This window comes from Arthrobacter sp. DNA4, from assembly GCF_024362385.1.
GTDB lineage: Bacteria > Actinomycetota > Actinomycetes > Actinomycetales > Micrococcaceae > Arthrobacter.
Genome location: NZ_CP101466.1, coordinates 3,482,933 through 3,499,491, shown reverse-complemented (window position 1 = coordinate 3,499,491; position 16,559 = coordinate 3,482,933). Strand labels below are relative to the sequence as shown.

The 16,559-nt window shown below is 65.8% G+C and carries 14 protein-coding genes; 5 read left to right on the top strand and 9 right to left on the bottom strand.

The window, feature by feature from the left end:
• Window positions 1–5: 5 nt before the first annotated feature.
• Window positions 6–296: a hypothetical protein gene (locus NMQ03_RS16175; protein WP_255173018.1), complete on the bottom strand. Its 291-nt coding sequence runs from the start codon at window positions 294–296 to the stop codon at window positions 6–8.
• Between the two features lie 206 nt (window positions 297–502).
• Here NMQ03_RS16175 and NMQ03_RS16170 point away from each other — a divergent pair, with 206 nt between their 5' ends.
• Together NMQ03_RS16170 and NMQ03_RS16165 are read left to right on the top strand one after the other, a co-directional pair.
• Window positions 503–1,432: a lipid kinase gene (locus NMQ03_RS16170; RefSeq protein ID WP_255173017.1), complete on the top strand. Its 930-nt coding sequence runs from the start codon at window positions 503–505 to the stop codon at window positions 1,430–1,432.
• A 146-nt stretch (window positions 1,433–1,578) separates the two neighbouring features.
• Entirely contained in the window at window positions 1,579–1,764 is a 186-nt protein-coding gene (locus NMQ03_RS16165; RefSeq protein ID WP_255173016.1) for a hypothetical protein, read from the top strand.
• 41 nt (window positions 1,765–1,805) lie between these two features.
• Here NMQ03_RS16165 and NMQ03_RS16160 read toward each other — a convergent pair whose 3' ends face one another.
• The 6 genes from NMQ03_RS16160 to NMQ03_RS16135 all read right to left on the bottom strand — a co-directional run bounded on the left by NMQ03_RS16160 (window position 1,806) and on the right by NMQ03_RS16135 (window position 9,781).
• A complete protein-coding gene (locus NMQ03_RS16160) occupies window positions 1,806–2,888 on the bottom strand; it encodes a DUF1648 domain-containing protein (protein WP_255175636.1) in 1,083 nt (360 codons plus the stop codon).
• Entirely contained in the window at window positions 2,888–3,277 is a 390-nt protein-coding gene (locus NMQ03_RS16155; protein ID WP_255173015.1) for a GntR family transcriptional regulator, read from the bottom strand. The genes NMQ03_RS16160 and NMQ03_RS16155 overlap by 1 nt, the downstream gene beginning before the upstream one ends.
• A 337-nt stretch (window positions 3,278–3,614) precedes the next feature.
• Window positions 3,615–6,818: a glycosyltransferase family 2 protein gene (locus tag NMQ03_RS16150; protein WP_255173014.1), complete on the bottom strand. Its 3,204-nt coding sequence runs from the start codon at window positions 6,816–6,818 to the stop codon at window positions 3,615–3,617.
• Between the two features lie 216 nt (window positions 6,819–7,034).
• On the bottom strand, window positions 7,035–8,312 hold the full coding sequence (locus NMQ03_RS16145; protein ID WP_255173013.1) for an RNA polymerase sigma factor: 1,278 nt from the start codon (window positions 8,310–8,312) through the stop codon (window positions 7,035–7,037).
• Entirely contained in the window at window positions 8,288–8,623 is a 336-nt protein-coding gene (locus NMQ03_RS16140) for a YciI family protein (RefSeq protein ID WP_255173012.1), read from the bottom strand. Before NMQ03_RS16140 ends, NMQ03_RS16145 begins: the two co-directional genes overlap by 25 nt.
• Before the next feature lie 108 nt (window positions 8,624–8,731).
• The gene (locus NMQ03_RS16135) at window positions 8,732–9,781 is read right to left on the bottom strand and encodes a hypothetical protein (protein ID WP_255173011.1); all 1,050 of its coding nucleotides are present in this window, start codon (window positions 9,779–9,781) and stop codon (window positions 8,732–8,734) included.
• 229 nt (window positions 9,782–10,010) lie between these two features.
• Between NMQ03_RS16135 and NMQ03_RS16130 the strand changes: the two genes are divergently transcribed.
• Window positions 10,011–11,462 (top strand): FAD-dependent monooxygenase, encoded by a 1,452-nt coding sequence (locus tag NMQ03_RS16130; protein ID WP_255173010.1) that lies wholly within the window; start codon window positions 10,011–10,013, stop codon window positions 11,460–11,462.
• Window positions 11,463–11,792: 330 nt separating this feature from the next.
• Here the strand turns inward: NMQ03_RS16130 and NMQ03_RS16125 are convergent, their stop codons facing one another.
• Entirely contained in the window at window positions 11,793–12,563 is a 771-nt protein-coding gene (locus NMQ03_RS16125; protein ID WP_369693188.1) for an ANTAR domain-containing protein, read from the bottom strand.
• A gap of 110 nt (window positions 12,564–12,673) precedes the next feature.
• Here NMQ03_RS16125 and NMQ03_RS16120 point away from each other — a divergent pair, with 110 nt between their 5' ends.
• Entirely contained in the window at window positions 12,674–13,891 is a 1,218-nt protein-coding gene (locus tag NMQ03_RS16120) for an acyltransferase (RefSeq protein ID WP_255173009.1), read from the top strand.
• Window positions 13,892–14,047: 156 nt separating this feature from the next.
• A complete protein-coding gene (locus NMQ03_RS16115) occupies window positions 14,048–15,013 on the top strand; it encodes a glycosyltransferase (RefSeq protein WP_255173008.1) in 966 nt (321 codons plus the stop codon).
• Here the strand turns inward: NMQ03_RS16115 and NMQ03_RS16110 are convergent.
• Entirely contained in the window at window positions 15,010–16,548 is a 1,539-nt protein-coding gene (locus NMQ03_RS16110) for an LCP family protein (RefSeq protein WP_255173007.1), read from the bottom strand. The genes NMQ03_RS16115 and NMQ03_RS16110 overlap by 4 nt on opposite strands.
• Between the last annotated feature and the right edge of the window lie 11 nt (window positions 16,549–16,559).

The following is a 16,559-nucleotide window of genomic DNA, read 5'->3' as shown; positions in this document are numbered from 1 at the left end:
TCTATCTACCCCTTAACGGGGAAATCATTGTCCTGGTAGAAGAAGGTGGGGTCATAGAAGTCCACGGAGGGCGGCAGGAGTTTGAAGCAGAGGAGCCCGTCGTTGTTCCGGTCCTCGGCTTTTATCGCTTTTTCAAATCCTGCTGTTGCATAGTCCTTGATGATTTGTTTAACTGTGAGCTTTTGAAAGCCCTCAGGGCAACCGGTTCCTGTGGTATCTGCACTCGCCGGAGCAGCAAGACCAATGGTGGAAGCGGCCAGTACAGCACAAACGGCCATAGCCTTTCTGGTCTTCATTTTGGTGCCTTTCACTACCGGAGACCGATTGGACAACCCCAGCCCGACCATCTGGTTTGGCCGGACTATCAAGGTAGGGGAACAACGGCGCCGGGCCTACCGTACGCGCAAGTATTAGGGGCAAAGTTGGGGCGCGACTGCTGGTGACCTTAGGGCTACCCAAGGCAAAACAGGCGGAAGTTGATCCTCAACCTAGGATGGTCCCCATGAAGGCTGCCCGAGACGCGGACTCCGTTGCCGTGGTGATCAGTGCCGGTGCGCGCCGGGCGGCGGTACCCGACCTGGTGGTGGAGAAGCTGCAAAAGGCCGGGTTGCCCATTTCCTCTGTGCATCACGTCCGGCAGGGCAGTGAACTGCCGGGGACACTCGAGCGGGTGGTTGCCGGCGGGCACGACCTGGTGGTGGTGGGAGGTGGGGACGGTACGGTGTCCTTCGCCGCCGGCCAGCTGGCGGGGACGGGAACAGTGCTCGGGATTCTTCCGCTGGGAACGGCAAACGACCTTGCCCGCACCCTGGAAATTCCGGGTAGCCTGGACGCCGCGTGCACTGCGCTCGCCGACGGGAAGGTAGTGGATATTGACCTGGGGCGGGCGAACGGCTGGCCGTTCCTCAACGTTGCGTCGGTGGGACTGGCGGTTGGGGTTACGGAAAGCCTCAGCCCCCGCTTGAAGCGGTACCTGGGGCCATTGGCCTACGGGGTTGCGGCCGTACGCGCCTATTCCCGGCACAAGCCGTTCCGCGCCCGGCTCGAATTCCCTGACGGGGACCACGGAACGCTTGAGCTGCCGGACGTGCTGCAGGTGGCCGTCGGCAACGGCAGGCATTACGGGGGCGGCAACGCGGTTTCGCCGACGGCAGGCATAGACGACCACATCCTGGACGTGTATGCCATTCCCGGGGCGCCGCTCCGGGAACATGTGCGGATCGCACGGCTGCTTAAAGATGGCAGCTTTGTGGAGCGCGACGGCGTGTACCACCTGACGACCCGGCACGTCCGCTTGGTGACGCAGCCACCCCTGCCGGTTAACCTCGACGGCGAAATCGCCACCGCCACTCCCACTGACTTCACCATCGAGCGCAATGCCGTGCATGTGGTGGTGCCGCAGGGCAGCAACGCTGCGGCGCTGGATGGCTAGCGCAGCAGCCGGGTTTTACGCGGCCGGGTACGCGTGCCGTAACCTTGGACGGTAACTGCTGACGCGCCGCTGGACACCTGGGAGGGCCCGGCCCGGCGTTCTGAACAGTAATTCGCCCTCCACCGGTCTCACAAAGGGTCAGAATCTTGGCTACTGCTGCTCCTCAATCATCAACGCTCGGCGCCCTCGAAAACCTGGGCTGGACGGCCCTGTCCCTCGGTGCTGCCGCCGTGCTGCTTCCGGCGATCGGGCTGAAGGCATTGTCGAAGTCTGTTTTCCCGGGGGCGTTCAAAGCGCCCGTTGCCGAGGAACGCCACTACCTGATCCAGTAAGGGCCGGCGCAAAGCAGGCCCCGCACCGCCGCCCTACTCGGTCAGGCGGCGAAGCGGAGCGCGATCACCAAACCAGTCAGCGCAATTACTCCAGCCAGCAGCATCGCAGTCCTGGGGTTCCCGAAGTTCAATGTCCAGCCAATACCGAACCGGCGTGGCACCAGCAGCGCCGGGTCCTCCCTATTGATGTAGATCAGGCCTCCGCGCCAGTACCTGTCATCGTCACGGTGGGTCAGGCCCGTGTCCTCCCCATTTTCACTGCGGTCCCTGTTGTTCCTGGCCAGGACCGCGACGGTTGCCGCCACGGAAGCCAGGACCGGGATTACGATCACCAGCGGCGCCCACCGGGTAACCGTTCCGGTCCACATCAGCAGCGACGAGCCCAACAGGCCCAGATCGATCATGGCCACCAGCCCGAGCAGGGCCTTGGCGCCCAGAGACATGTAGTGCCGGGCCCAGCGCGAGGATCCCATGGGGCGGGCCGGGTCAAGGTCGGGCCTGCTGCGGACGATGGCCGCCGCAATGCCCGCCAGAAATGCTGTGAGGCCCAGCTGCAGGAAGACAAGGGAAAAGGCCGAGCCAACCGACTTTGCTTCCATCCTGTTGGGGACACCGTTGGCGCCAAAGTGCACAGCCAGGGTCTGGGGCATGGACGGGTACATCAGTATCCCGATTACAGCGGTGGCGGCCGTGATGACCGCGGCCGGTGCCAACCAGAGCCAGGGGAACCGCGGGGGATTGGTCCGCAGTTCCGTGTCCACGGCAATGCCCTGATGCAGGCCTTCGAACCAGCCGCCGGCAATCTTCGCTGCCCGGATCTCCTGGTGGGCCAGGAAGAAGCAGCCATACCAGGTGGCCACGAGCACCAGCACTGACAACGGCAGCAGCAAGGGTTGCCCGGTCACCGCCACGCTGCCCATGCTGGCCACCGCAATGATGCCCCCGCAGAGCAGGACCCGGCGCCGGTACAAGTGCGCCTGCCCGGTGATTACCGGATCGGCGGCATACCGGGACGGGATCCGGACTCCGAAGGGGATGGTGTTGCTGGTGACGGACGGCAGCACCAGTGCCAGCAGAAGAACCAGCCCCAGCAGTACAAAGCCCAGAACGGCGGAAACAATCATCACGTGTCCTCCTGATCCGCGGCATCAAATGAATCGAGCAGGGTCCGGCAGGCCTGGAGCACCTCGTCGGCGGGCATACCGCGGGCCACGGCCTCGGCCAGGAGCGTCCTGGCCCTCGCGGTCCAGTCAGACGCAAGGAGTTGGTCGGTGGCCGCCGCGGTTACGACAGCCCCCGTACCGCGGCTAAGGCGGATCAGCCCCTCCTGGCGAAGGAGATCGTAGGCCTTGTTGACGGTGTGGAAGTTGATGCCGAAGTCGGCGGCGAGCGTGCGGGTGGGCGGCAGCGGGCTGCCTTCGGTCAGTGCGCCGTGTGCGATTGCTTCCACGATCTGGTCCCGGATCTGCTGGTAGAGCGGCACATCAGCGGCCAGATCGACGTTGAGGATCAACGCACTTCACCTTCTTACCTTTGTTCTATTAGGTATAGAACAAAGGTTCCCTTGTCGCCAGCCTTCTTCCCCCGCTCGGCCCAGCCCGCCGTCGTCGTGCCTAATTTTTTTCAATAGGGGTCTTTACGCACTGGCAGCGGCTTATTAAAGTGGAACGCGTCATAGTCCGGATGGGCGCCGGGGGCGTCCGGGAAGGGGGATTGCGCATCACCGCTGACCGATACCAGAAGACAAATGACCACTACGTTGAGGGCCCCTCCTAGGAGGGGCCTTCCCTTTTGTTGTGCACCGGCTTCTGCGGCGCGCCGCCGCCACGCCCAGTTACCTGGGGATCCACTCACTGGGGGATGTGGTCAAACCTCTGGTAGATCCGCCATGTGTGGCCGGAGGCGGCATCGGTGACCGTGTCAGTCTGTGCGAAGCCGAACTCCTCCGGTTGCAGCTGTTGGCCGATCGGGGTGCTCCGGTCAAGGACGACGAGCTGGAAGTAGTTGTCCTCCAGCGCGTGCTGGTAGGCCTCCAGTCCCTGGAAGACCCGGTGGCCTTCATCGGGGTCGTCATAAAAGAACGAACCGTCATACGTGGCCGTCCACTGCCAGGGCCCGGTCTTGTCCTCCAACGAATACATCAACGGTTCAGGGACTTCAGCCAGCGTGCGGATCCAGGGCATGGAGTCCACGGCGAACTCCACCGTGTTGTGCAGGGGAGTGGTGGCAGGCCACACGTGGAAGAGCTTCTCGGACTGCATCAGCCCCGCTACCAGCACGGCGTAGCACGCCGCCGCAACGAGCAGAACTGTGACCTTCCGTCCGGTGCGTACCAGGGCCGAGAGCACTGCCCCGGCCAGCGGTGCGCCGAAAATGATGCCAAGGGTGAGGTGCTTGTGCAGGGACACCGCTTCACCCATCCAGATCTGGTATCCGGTGGCTGCGATGGTACCGGCAAGCATCAGCACCGCGAGGACCGGTTGGCGGCGCATCAGGTAAATGCCGCCGGCGATCATGAGGGCGAAGGTGAGACCGGCCCACACCCCGACCTGGCTTACCAACGTGAGGACAGGAGTCTCGTGCACCATGGCGGCCCGGTCCGTGGTGGTCTTCTGGAGGCCCGCCAGCAGGGCCGACCCCCAGGTCAGCGCCGAGCCCACCAGCAGGACCAGCACGGTGAGCCCGGCAGCCGCGCCGCGGGCCACCGCCCTCGCCCGGGTGGAGCGTACCGCCCACCCCACGACCAGGGTCAGCAGCATGACGAACGGGACGTCGATGGCCGAGGAGTATTTCAGCAGCACGGCCAGGGAGCAGAGGACCCCGATGGACAAGCCCCACAAAGTGGAACGGTTGCGCTTGCTGGACCAGATGCTCAGCGCGGCCGCCCAGGCGATGAGGGCGAAGCTGGGGGCGTCGAAGGTGGCGAAGTTGGACAGGAAAATGACCGGCGCAGAGAGGGCGAAGACGAAAGCGGCGAAGATACCCGCGGTGCGTGGCCGGGCGTGGTGGTCGAAAAGCACATTTGTCCCCCAGTAGACCGCCGCCGTTGCGCTGAGCATGCAGACCGTGGAGAACAAGCGGGCCAAGGCCAGGCCGCCGAGCCGGTCCAGCAGTGCTCCCAGCACCGGGTAGAGCATCGGTGCACCGGAAAAGAATGACTCCGGGTGCGTGTACACCACCACGTCCGGGTCCGCCCAGGACTTCAGGATCCAGTCGCCGGTATACAGATACAGCGCTTCGTCCTGGAATGCGGTGTTGCTTAGCCGGAGCGCCGAGACCGCCTGCACCAAAAGGATCAGGGCGATGGGAATGCGCCGGATGTACCTGTCCGCGCTGGGCCGTTTGGCGGCCGGAAGGAACGACTCCAGCGCCGCCCGCCACGTGGGACGAGCGGCGACACCGGTGCTCACCGGCTCTCCACCATCGCCACGGGGGCTGGCTCGGCTGCAGAGGAGCGTCCCCGGCCCATGGCCATGACCCCCACCGGAACGAACACGTAGGACGACAGCACGAAGAGGACAATCGTGGCCCAGAACTGCTGGATCCCGTATTGGTTCACGCCCAGGCACAAACCCACCAGGGTCAGAGACTGGGTGGCCAGGATGTAAGGACCCATGAAGGACCGTACCCGACGGGCGGCGGGGATCTGCGCCGATGCGCTGCCGGTGGGAACCCATTCCGACACCAGGGCCCCGGAACATATCGGCGATGCAGAAGAGATGGGCGAAACCGTAAATTGCCTGCACGCGCAGCACGTCCAGCCGCCACCGGCCCAGGGAAACCATTGGCAGCACGATCAGCCACAGCACAACCGCGCCCAGGAGGGGCAGGGAGTTGATCGGCGTGATGTTCGCCGGGAAAAAGAACGCCATGACGATCAACGGAATGGGTGCGAGAAGCGCCAGCATCGCCGTGCTCATGTAATAGAGGAAACCTGACCAAAAGCTCATCCGCTGGGGCAGCGTCAGCGATGGGGTGTCGTGGAATGAATCCGCCGCCACGAGCGACATCGACCCCTCACACCAGCGGTACTGCTGGGAAATAAACGAATCGATGTCGGTAGGGCACTGGCCGCGGGAGAGCAGCACCGGCACGTACTTGAGCTGGTACCCCTGCTCCTTCATATGGAGGCCGGTGTAGACGTCCTCGCTGTGGCCGATCTGCGGGAAACCTCCAATTGCCTCCAGCGCCTGGCGGCGGTAGACGGCTGAGGTGCCCACGCAGATTGCCCCGCCCACCGCATCCCGGGAGGGCTGGATGAATCGGTAGAACATCTCCTGGGTGGCTCCGGCGCACCGCTCCAGCCAGGACATCGACTTGTGGGTGTAGAAGTGTTGCGGGCTCTGCACGATGCCCACCGTGGGATCGTCGAGGTAGGGCACGAGCTCCAGCAGGAAGTCCGGCCGCGGCACGAAGTCCGCATCGAAGATCACCACATGATCACATGAGGTGCGTTCGAACGCGTACTGAAGATTGCCGGCCTTTTTGAAGGCGTCGCCCGGCCCGGCCATGTATCCAAAGCCGCTCCAAACGGCGAGTTCACGCACTTCCTCGCGCCCGGCGTCGTCCAGTACGTGGACCCGGAGCACGCCCGGCCACTGCAGGTTCCTGACGTGGTGCGCGGTGTTGGCCAGCACCTCCAGATCTTCCCCGCAGGTGGGGATAAAGACGTCGATACTCGGCACCTGGGTGGGATCCCACAGTTCGACGGTGGCCGCGTGGTCAGCGATTGAAATGCGCCGGCGGTAGGTGGAGGTCCGCAGGCTAAGGCACTGCTCGGTGACCAGCAGGACGAGCGGCAGAAGGAAGACCAGGGTCCAGTAGGACTGGGTGGCCAGGCCGACGAAGCTGACCGCAAAGCCGGCCATGGCCAGCGCAGACAGCCAGAATACCCAGCGGTGCTGCGGCGTGCGCAGGTAGGAGTATTTCTCCCCGTCCTGCGGCGGCATCAGCCATGCGAAGCCGGTCTGGCTGGGGACGATAGTGGGGCTGTCTGCCGCATTTCCGAGGGCTAGTGAGCCGCCGGGCCGCAGCCGTTGCACGTCAAAAAACATGGTTGCTCCCGATCAGTCGCAGTCTTCGCTTCCAGGCAGGTGTGCTGCGATGGCGACTTGTAGTTCCAGTGTTGCTACCTTGGCGGTGAAGTCAGCCTAGGTTGGCGTCTGCAGGCCTCGATATAAGAGGTGGTACCTGTCTTTTTGGCGCGGAGGCGCGAAACTTGGACTACTGGCAAAGCGGACGCGGGAGCGGACCTTGAGATGCGCCGGCGGTCAATCGCCCAACGCGCTCAAACGGCCATGGAGGAACCGGCGCTCAGCGTCGTTGTCCGTGAGGATCAGCGCCTCCTCGAACGCCACCCGTGCCTCCTCCGGGCGGCCAAGCCGGACCAGGAAATCCCCGCGGGCGGCAGCCAAATATGGGTAGCGGGCCAGCTGCGGTTCGCCTCCCAGGACATCAAGTTCCGCCAGGCCTTCCGCGTAACCCACCGCGAAGCCCAGGGCGATGGCCCGGTTGAGCCGCACCACCGGGGAAGGCCACCTCTCCATGAGCAGGTCGTAGAGACCCAGGATCTCCTGCCAGTCGGTGTCCGGCCAGGACGTGCTCTCGTCATGCACGGCTGCGATCGCCGCCATGAGCGCGAAACGCCCCGGCGGCCGTCCGGCAAGCGACTCCCGCAGGAGCGCCACACCTTCCGCGATGGCCTGCCGGTCCCACTTGGACCGGTCCTGGTGCTCCAGGAGAACCATGTCATGCCGGTCATCGACCCGGGCGTCCCTGCGGGCCCTGGTGAGCAGGACCAAGGCTAGGAGTCCGGCAACGTCGCGGTCCCCGGGAAGCAGGACGCGCAGCATCCTGGCCAGTTCCAGCCCGCGGTCAGCGAGGTCCCGGCGCATCAGGTCAGCTCCCGACGGGGCGGTGTGCCCAGTGGTGTACACCAGGTACAGCACCGACAGCACGCCATCCAACCGCGCCGGCAGCTCTGCTGCCGGCGGCACCCGGTAGGGGATATTGGCCGCTGCGATCTTCTTCTTTGCGCGGGTGATGCGGGCCGCCATCGTGGCCTCGGGGACGAGGAACGCCCGTGCCACCTCGGCGGTGGACAGCCCGCACAGCAGCCGCAGCGTCAGGGCCACCTTGGCGTCGAGTGCCAGGGCAGGATGGCAGCAGGTGAAAATGAGCCGGAGACGCTCGTCGGGGATCTCTTCGGGCGCCATGTCCGGCAGACCGCCGTCGTCATCCTCCCGCGCAAGCAGCTTGGGCAGCGCCCGTTGCGCCGTGGCCGCGCGGCGCTGCATGTCCAGGGCCCGCCGTCGCGCCGCCACCGTGAGCCACGCCCCGGGGTTCCGGGGAATGCCGCTCCTGCCCCAGGTGGCCAATGCGCTGGCGTACGCGTCCTGGACGGCTTCCTCGGCGGCATCGATACTGCCGGCAACGCGGACCGTGGCCGCCAGGACGAAGGCCCACTCGCGGCGGTGCGCGTCCGCGACCGCCGCGGCAACCTCCGGGCTGGCGGCCTCCGGCATCAGTTGGCCACCCGTACGGGCCACACCTCTACTCCGACGCCGGCCGGAACTTCCTTGGCGATCTCAAGCGCCTCATCGAGGTCAGCTGCGTCGATGAGGTAGTAGCCGCCCAGGGTTTCCTTCGACTCGGCGAACGGGCCGTCCGTGACCAGGAACCCGCCGTCCCCGTCGCGGCGGACGGACGTCGCTGTGGAGGAGGGGTGCAGCGCTGCGCCGCTGAGCAGGGATGCACCGCGCCGTTGCTGGAACTCCTGGTAGCTGGCGCTGATGGATTCCCCTTCGGCCTGCCGGGCCACGGCCTCGTCCTGGTAAATCAGGATCAAATACTTGGACATGTCATGCTCCTTTGCCGTTGTGCAGAGCCCTTCAGCAGGCTCCTACCCATACGACGCGGACGGGACGCACAATTCGACAGGAGTACACAATAAATCTCAAGGGGGCGCTCACGCCGGCGGCCAGGGCGGAACGGGTTCATGGTATTTGATGATGGCGGCTTTGGCCTGCTGGTACCGGGCTTCACTGCTGCCGAGCATCGAGTCCCCCATGAAGCTGAATCCGAACAGACCGTTCGCCTTTAGTTCAGCGACTTTGGCATCGTTGAAAAACCCCACCATGTCCGCGTCGTACGTTGCCAGCGAGTTGTTGTCCGGATTGTAGTGCGCCAGGAGGGACAAGCCATTTCCGTACCCGTGCAGCGTTTTCACCATCCAGGTGGTCTGTTCCACATTTTCGTGATTGCCCATTGCCTGGAATGACTGGAAGTCTGAGTCATCCATGACGTCCTTGAAGTGGGGCAGCATGGACCGGCCTCCACCGCGGGCCGGGTCGTCGAACGTTGCGGCCCAGCCACCCCACGTTAGGGCCACCCGCGAATTGGGGGCGAACTGGTGGAAGGTGTCCTTTGCCTCCAGATAGGCGTCTTTCAGGGCCCGGTAATAGGCCTGCCCCGTGTCCCAGTAGTTCCCGTCCTCCCGGCACGGATACGTCTGGAACTCAGTGAACATGGAGACGTACAGCGGCGGCCCCGACGCAGCACCCCCGGTGTTCTTCGCCAGCTGCACCATGTCCGCCTGGAACTCGCGGGACAAGGGGTATGCTTCGCCACAGACCGGGCCGTACTTGGTCTGCACGATGCCATCCGGGCTTCCGCCCGGGGCGCCCGGGCGCGGGTAGCCGTCCCAGATCACCAGGTGCATTGCTTTGCCCGCCGCATAGATCTGCGGGGTCACAGCCGTCCGGTAAATATCGAAAAACTCCATGTCAGTGCGGAAGCTGAACCAGCTGGTGATGATGCTGACCGGCGCCTCTTGGACCAGGCGGTTCTCGAGCGATCTGTACGCCTGCGACCCCAAGCCAAAAAGGAGGCCGCCCTGGGCCTGGACCGCATTGTCCGCAGCGCGGGGTACCGCGGCAGCAGGGTGTTGTCCGCCGGCTCCCGTAGAGGGAACGCTTCCTGCCAGGAGGATCCACACCGCCAGTAACACGGCGGGCACAACTCGTCCCGTCCCTGGACGACGGTCAAGGGCACTTAGGTTAGAGCGGATAGATGTCATGACGCCTCCAGCGGACGGAAGGCAGGCCTCGAATGTCCGCGGCGAAACGTGGGATGGGCGCCGCCGGGATCCCTTCCATTTCCAAGGTACCCCGGCGCCGGGGCCTTGCCGCAAGACCCCGGGGCTACCGCATACTGGCGGTCATGACAAGGAGGGGGACGGGGAGGGTATGCATGATGCAGTGATTGTGGGCTGCGGACCCACGGGGTTGATGCTGGCGGGGGAGCTCCGGCTGGCGGGAGTGGATGCGGTTGTCCTGGAGCGGCGCCCCTCCCAGGAGCTGGCCGGCTCGCGCGGGGGCGGAATCCATTCGCGCAGCATCGAGCTGCTGGACCAGCGCGGCATCGCGCAGCAGTTCCTCGCCACGGGCAAGACCGTCCAGACGGCCTCCTTTGGCAACACGCAGCTGGACCTGGGCGGGCTGCCCACGCGCCACCCGTACACGCTGGCGTTGTTCCAGAACCACATCGAGCGCCTGCTGCTGGAGTGGGTGGAGGAACTGGGCGTGGAGATCCGGCGCGGCGTGGAGGTCACCGGAGTTTCAGCGGACGACGACGGCGTGGAGGTCCAGCTTGCCGCCGGCGGAACTGTGCGGGCCCGCTACGTCGTGGGTGCCGACGGTGGGCGCAGCATGGTGCGGCGGGCGGCGGGTATTCCGATGGTGGGTCCGGACGCGACGCGGAGCAGCTTGATCGCGGAGGTGAAGGTGGCGGGGGAGCCTATCCAGCAGGGGAAGGTGGACGGGCGCGGTATCCATGGGCTGTACCCGATGGGTGGGGGCCTGGTCCGGGTGGTGGTGACCGAAGCCTCCCTTGGCCCGGCCACCGAGCCCACCCTGGCGGAGCTGCGCCAGGCTCTGACCGACGTGTTCGGCACCGACTTCGGGGTCCACAGCCCCACGTGGCTGTCGCGCTTCACGGACGCCACCCGGCAGGCGGAGTCCTACCGCAAGGGCCGGGTGCTGCTGGCCGGTGATGCGGCCCATGTCCATTCACCCACGGGCGGACTCGGCATCGGCCTGGGGCTGCAGGACGCCGTCAACCTGGGCTGGAAGCTGGGGCAGGTGCTGCAGGACATCTCCGGCGCCGGGTTGCTGGACAGCTACCACGCGGAGCGCCACCCGGCGGGGGAGCGGGCGCTCAAGTACACCATGGCCCAGTCCCTCTTCCAGAAGGCCGATCCGCGGCAGGAGGCCGTGCGCGACCTGCTCGGCGAGGTGCTCCGCGTTGATGGTGCAGGGGCACCGATCGCGGCACTGATCACCGGGCTCGACGTCGCCTACGACGTGGGCACGGGCCACCCGCTGCTGGGCCGCCGGATGCCGGACCTGGACATCGCCACTGGGTCCGGGCCAACCAGCGTGTACGGGTTACTGCACCGGGCGCGGCCGGTGCTGCTGGAATTCGGTGGCCCGGGGCTGGAGCCTGGCGCGTGGGCCGGGTACGTGCAACATGTCAGGGCAACGTACGACGACGCGTGGCAGCTTCCCGTGCTGGGCACCGTTGCCGCACCAACGGCAGTCCTGGTCCGGCCCGACGGCTACGTAGCCTGGGTGGGCGAAGGCTCAGCGGACGGGCTCACCGAGGCCCTCGGCACGTGGTTCGGCAAGCCGGTCCGGTGAAGAGTTCATGAGCCGTGCGGGCGCCACAGATGCATTAATCGCGGGAAATTGACCAAAAACTGCGGGAACGCCCCCTATTGCCAGGCGGCACGCGTTTGTTAGGCTGATCCCCGGGTCAGGCAGGCGGCCCATCTGTTGCCGCTTGAGGAACCCTTTTCCAGTGCCACCCCGCCCTTTCGGCCGGGCGATTGGCCAACCGCTCCCAGGCATGCGACCGTCCGTGAAGCTGACGCGGATGTGGCCCAGGGTATCCAATTTTCGGGGGTGGGCCACATCCCGTCTTACACTCCGGGGACCAGCAGCGTCGCTGGCCCCCGGGCCACGGACTCTTCAGTCGTCGAAGTGCGCCTTCGCATCCTTCGGGCCGGAAAAGCGGTTCACCAGCCCCTCGGCAAGCTCATTGAGTTTTTGGTTCCTGCTGTTGGAGGCGCTGCGGAGAAGCTCGAACGCGTCGTCCTTGTTGCACTTGTTTTGCGCCATGATGATCCCGCAGGCCAAGTCAATGACGGTCCTGGTGTCCATGGCGGCTTTCAGGTTTTCAGCGCGCTGCTCCGCTGACGCGATCCGCACGGCAAGCCGGAGCGCCTTGCCCGCCATGTCGCCGAACCTTGCCGCGTCGGCGACCGCCCGCTCACTGAAGAGTCCGCTGGCCGGAGCGAAGAAGTCGAGGACCGCGCCGGCGTCGTTATCCAATTTCATAGGTACGCCCAGCGAGCTGGCGACGCCGGCGGCGGAAAGGGCCGTGCAGTACTCAGGCCACCGCGGGTCCGAGGACACGTCATCCAGCAGGACGGGAACCCCGGTTTCGAGGGCCTCGACGCAGGGCCCGTCTCCCAGTGATTGTTCAATCCGGTCCAGCACCACCGCCCGCCCGCTGCTGCCGCCGATGGTTACCGTACGCTTGCGGCGGTGCAGGGTGACGGCACACTCAATAGGTCTACCCGTGGTGCTGGTCATGGTGGCTGCCGCGTATCCGGTCAGATCGTCGAGGACGGATTTGATGTCCTCCATCCCGGCGATGAGATCCACAAGCTCTTCGAGGTCTTCTGCCATGTCCTGGTCCACCATGCCTTCAATGTAGAAGCGGCGGCCAGCCTTCACAAGGGCGCTCCGCCCCCTCTCTTGCCAGCCGCCGCCCAGCTGCCGTCCAGCGCAGTTATGGAAACGTTATATATGCTTGCTGAGTGGTTTTGAGGTCAAGCAGCGGAAATTTGTCAGCAACAGCACGCCCGGCGGCGCCCGGAACAGGGCTCCTCGCCGGACGCAAGCATGCTTTGGACGGGCTCCGGATCGTCGCCGTCGCCGGCGTGTTTTTCTTCCATACGGCAACCGAGTCCATGCCGGGCGGCTCCATCGGCGTCGACGTGTTCTTCACGCTCAGCGGCTTTGTTATCACGCTGCTGATCATGAAGGAACGGATCGCCACCGGCAGGCTGCACCTGGGCGTCTTCTACGCCAAGCGCCTGGCCCGCCTCTGGCCGGCACTGCTGGCCCTCTGCGCCGTGATCGTGGCGGCAGGCGTCGTGTTTCCCGACTCAGGCTGGGGCGGGCAGGCGGAGTTTGTCCTTCCCGCTGCCGGCTACGTGATGAACCTGGCGCACTTTGGCATGTTCGGTGACTCCATTGCCGGCGAAACCCTGGGCCCCACGTGGACGCTGGCCGTGGAGGAGCAGTTCTACCTGGTGTGGCCGCTGCTCTTGCTGGTGATGCTCCGGTTCTGGAAGGTCCGCACCACAGCCATCGCCACCGTGGCCCTGGCCGCAGCCTTCCTGCTGAACCGGTTCCTGCTGGTCAACGCGGGGCAGCCGCTGGACCGCATCTACAACGGCCCGGACACGCGGGCCGACGAACTGCTGATCGGCTGCGCGCTGGCCCTTCTGTTCACCGCCGTGCGGCAGGGCTCCCGGCTGCACAACGCCATGGCATCGGGGGCCCGCTGGGGTGCCCCGCTTGCCGGCCTGGCCCTGGTGGCCGCGCTGTTCCTGCTCAAGGAGCCCGATACCCCCGGCGCCTGGTTCAACACGTTCTGGACCGTGGGCCCCACCGCGCTCGCGCTGATCTCGGCCGTATTGATCGGCTCGCTGGTCCTGCAGCCTGCCGGTTTCCTGTCGCGTATCCTCAGCCACCCCTGGCTGGCGCGCCCGGGCCGTGACCTGTCCTACGCCATGTATCTCTGGCACCTGCCGGTCTACCTGCTGCTGATGCCCCTCATTCCGGCGCTTCCGCTCCGCATCGCCCTGACCGCGGCCTTCACCGTGCTGCTGGCGTACGCGTCCTTCCGTTTCGTTGAGCGGCCGCTCCGGCTCTGGGCGAACCGGAAGCTGGAGCCCGCCGTCGAACATCCCGCAATCGAACGCCCCAACGCGGAAGGCCGTGGCGAGGAAGGCGGGCGCAGCGCGGAACTCGAGCCGGCTGCCCGGATGTCCTAGCCAAAAGGGCTCCCGCCGCTGGGGAGTTCGGGAGGATGTGGGCGGACTGCGGTCATCCACAGGAGACGGGTGATGTTCTTGTGCAGCCGGAGGCTGGTTATTAGGTTTGGAGTCCCGGAAGAGCCGTCCGCGGCACCGCACGAAAGGCCATGACCTTTGGCTCCATACACTTTCCTGGCCCTTGGTCCAGCCTCGGCCATGGCTGACGCCGCGTGGATCAGCCATCCGATGATCAAGGCGATCTGCCAGTACGAGGGCGCGGCCATCACCGGCAAACGCTGGGGCTCCAGGGTCCTGGGAATTGGAATCGATGCCCTGGTGCTGGCGCTGAAGACCCTCCAGCCGTCCGTCTCGGGGCCCTACTTCGCCACCAACCCGTGGATCGGGGCCGCGCTGCGGCTCACGGGCAGGAAAGACTTCGTGGTCACCGGGATCTATGCCGAGCCCTCCAGTCGGAGCTGGAAGATCCTGCGCCGGCTCATCGGTGACGCGCCTGTCATCACCATGTCCCAGTCCGAGGCCGTGCCTTGGAATGCCGACGGCGGCAACGCCTGGTGTGTGCTGTACGGGAACACCCTGCGCTATCCGCCGAAGCAGCAGTCCGACGAGGGTTTCCACATATTTGTGGGCGGCTCATCGGACCGCGACCCCTTGGCCATCCGGGCCCTGGAGGACGAAGTGCTCGCGAGCACCACGCCCGTCCGGCTGACGATTGCCACCGGCGGGCCGGCCGGTGAAAGCCGCCGCGGTGGAAACGTGGTGAGGCGCCCGGGCTACGTGAGCCAAAAGGAATTCGGGGAGCTGCTCAGTACCGCATCGGTGGTGTTCCTTCCGCTGGCGCGGGGGACCAGGGCGGCAGGGCATATGGTCCTGGTGGGGGCAGTTGAAAGCGGCATTGCCGTGGCAGTCACGCCCAATGAGGGCATGCGGGAATACGTGCTGGATCCCGGCGTTGCCCTCTGCGACCCGGACCAGCCCATTCTTCCCCAGCTCCGGGAGTTGGCCGACGCCACGCGGCACAGACAGGCGGAGATTCACGCACTGTGGGAGGAGAAGCTCAGCCTGGACAGCTATATTTCGCGGATCATGGAGTTGCTCGAGCCTGCCCGGACCACGGCCTAGTAGCCGGTGGGGTTGGCTGACTGGCAGGTCTGGTCGCTGCCGGTCTGCACCACCACGCTGCCGGAGGAATCAGCGGACGACGGCGGTGCGGCGGGTTTGGTGCCGGTGGCAAAATCCGTGCCGGCGTACAGCTGCACGCCCTGGATGTTCGCCACCTGCTGGACACTGGTGGCGGGCAGGCCGAACAGCGCCGCCACATCCGCGGCGACGTCCTCAAACCCGGCGGAGTAGTAGACCATGGTCTGGCTCTGCGCCTGGGCCTGCAGCTTGGTCAGCTTGGTGAAACCGGCATCCGAGAGCAGACCGGCAATCGCGGTGCTCCGGCCGGTGACCCCGGTGCCGTTGGCGATGGAGACCGGCTGCAGGGACTTGTCGTACGCCGGCGCCGCGGGCGTTGCGGGCGTCTCCGTGGGCGCCGCGGGGGCGGGCTGGCTCAGGTCCGGGCTGTTGCGCAGGGCGGCGAAGAAGTTGGACGCCGCCGGTTCATCAAGAGCCAGCCGGTTGGGGTCCTGCGGGGACGGCACCGTGGGGGTGGTGATGAAGTTGATGTTGGCGGGATCGATGTTCTTCAGCCGGTTGGCGATGGTGAGCAGCGACGGGATGGAGGACAGACCGGAATCAACCGTCAGGTTCTTGGTGATGGTATCGGCGATGGTCAGCGTCTTCTGCGGGTTGCCCAGCGTGCCCTCGGACTTCAGCTTCCGGCTGAGTGACGCCAGGAAGCCCTGCTGGGCCTGGATGCGGCCCAGGTCCCCGCCGTTTGCGAAGGCATGCCGGGTGCGCAGGAACGCCAGCGCCTGGTCGCCCTGCACCTGGGACTTGCCGGCGGGCAGCGTCAGGTGGGAATCGGGATCGTTGACGGCAGCGGTGACGCAGACCTCCACGCCGCCCACTGCGTTGGAGAGCTCCTTCACCGCGTTGAAGTCAGCCATCATGAAGTGGTCCACTTCCAGGCCCGTGAGCTTGTTCACCGTGTCCACGGCGCAGCCGATGCCGGCCTGGGCCATGGCGCTGTTAATCATGGCGCTCTTCTGCTCGGGATACTTCTGGTTGGTCTTGGAATCCGTGCACGCCGGCACGTCCACCAGCAGGTCACGGGGGAAGCTGATGACGTTGACGTGCTTGTTGTCTGCCGAGATGTCCAGCAGCATCATCACGTCCGACTGCCCATAGCCGGAGGACTGGTCCGCCGTGCCGAACTGGCTGTTGTTGCCTTCCCGCGTGTCCGAGCCCAGCACCAGGATCTGCAGCCTGTCGGTGCTGTCATTCACGGCGCCCTCGGTGCGCTGGCCTCCGGCGGTCAGCTCCGAGGTGCTGATGTTGGACTGCAGGCGCCAGGCCCAGTAGCCGCCGAACGCCAGGACGCCCAGGAGCAGCACCGACACCAGTGCGGTGACGGCCTTGACCCAGCGCGGGGCACGGCGGAAGGGCCGACGGCGGCGGGAACTTGCGGCGTACAGCTTGCCCTGGCCTGGGTAGGCGGCGGGGCTGGCGGCTTCCTGTTCCGGGCCGGGGGATTTTCTGAAACCGAACACGACAAAATGAC

Bases quoted from the DNA above. Each gene is read 5' to 3' on its own strand.
- NMQ03_RS16150 (WP_255173014.1), bottom strand. From the start codon at position 6,818: ATGTTTTTTGACGTGCAACGGCTGCGGCCCGGCGGCTCACTAGCCCTC.
- NMQ03_RS16170 (WP_255173017.1), top strand. From the start codon at position 503: ATGAAGGCTGCCCGAGACGCGGACTCCGTTGCCGTGGTGATCAGTGCC.
- NMQ03_RS16130 (WP_255173010.1), top strand. From the start codon at position 10,011: ATGCATGATGCAGTGATTGTGGGCTGCGGACCCACGGGGTTGATGCTG.
- NMQ03_RS16140 (WP_255173012.1), bottom strand. From the start codon at position 8,623: ATGTCCAAGTATTTGATCCTGATTTACCAGGACGAGGCCGTGGCCCGG.
- NMQ03_RS16160 (WP_255175636.1), bottom strand. From the start codon at position 2,888: ATGATTGTTTCCGCCGTTCTGGGCTTTGTACTGCTGGGGCTGGTTCTT.
- NMQ03_RS16175 (WP_255173018.1), bottom strand. From the start codon at position 296: ATGAAGACCAGAAAGGCTATGGCCGTTTGTGCTGTACTGGCCGCTTCC.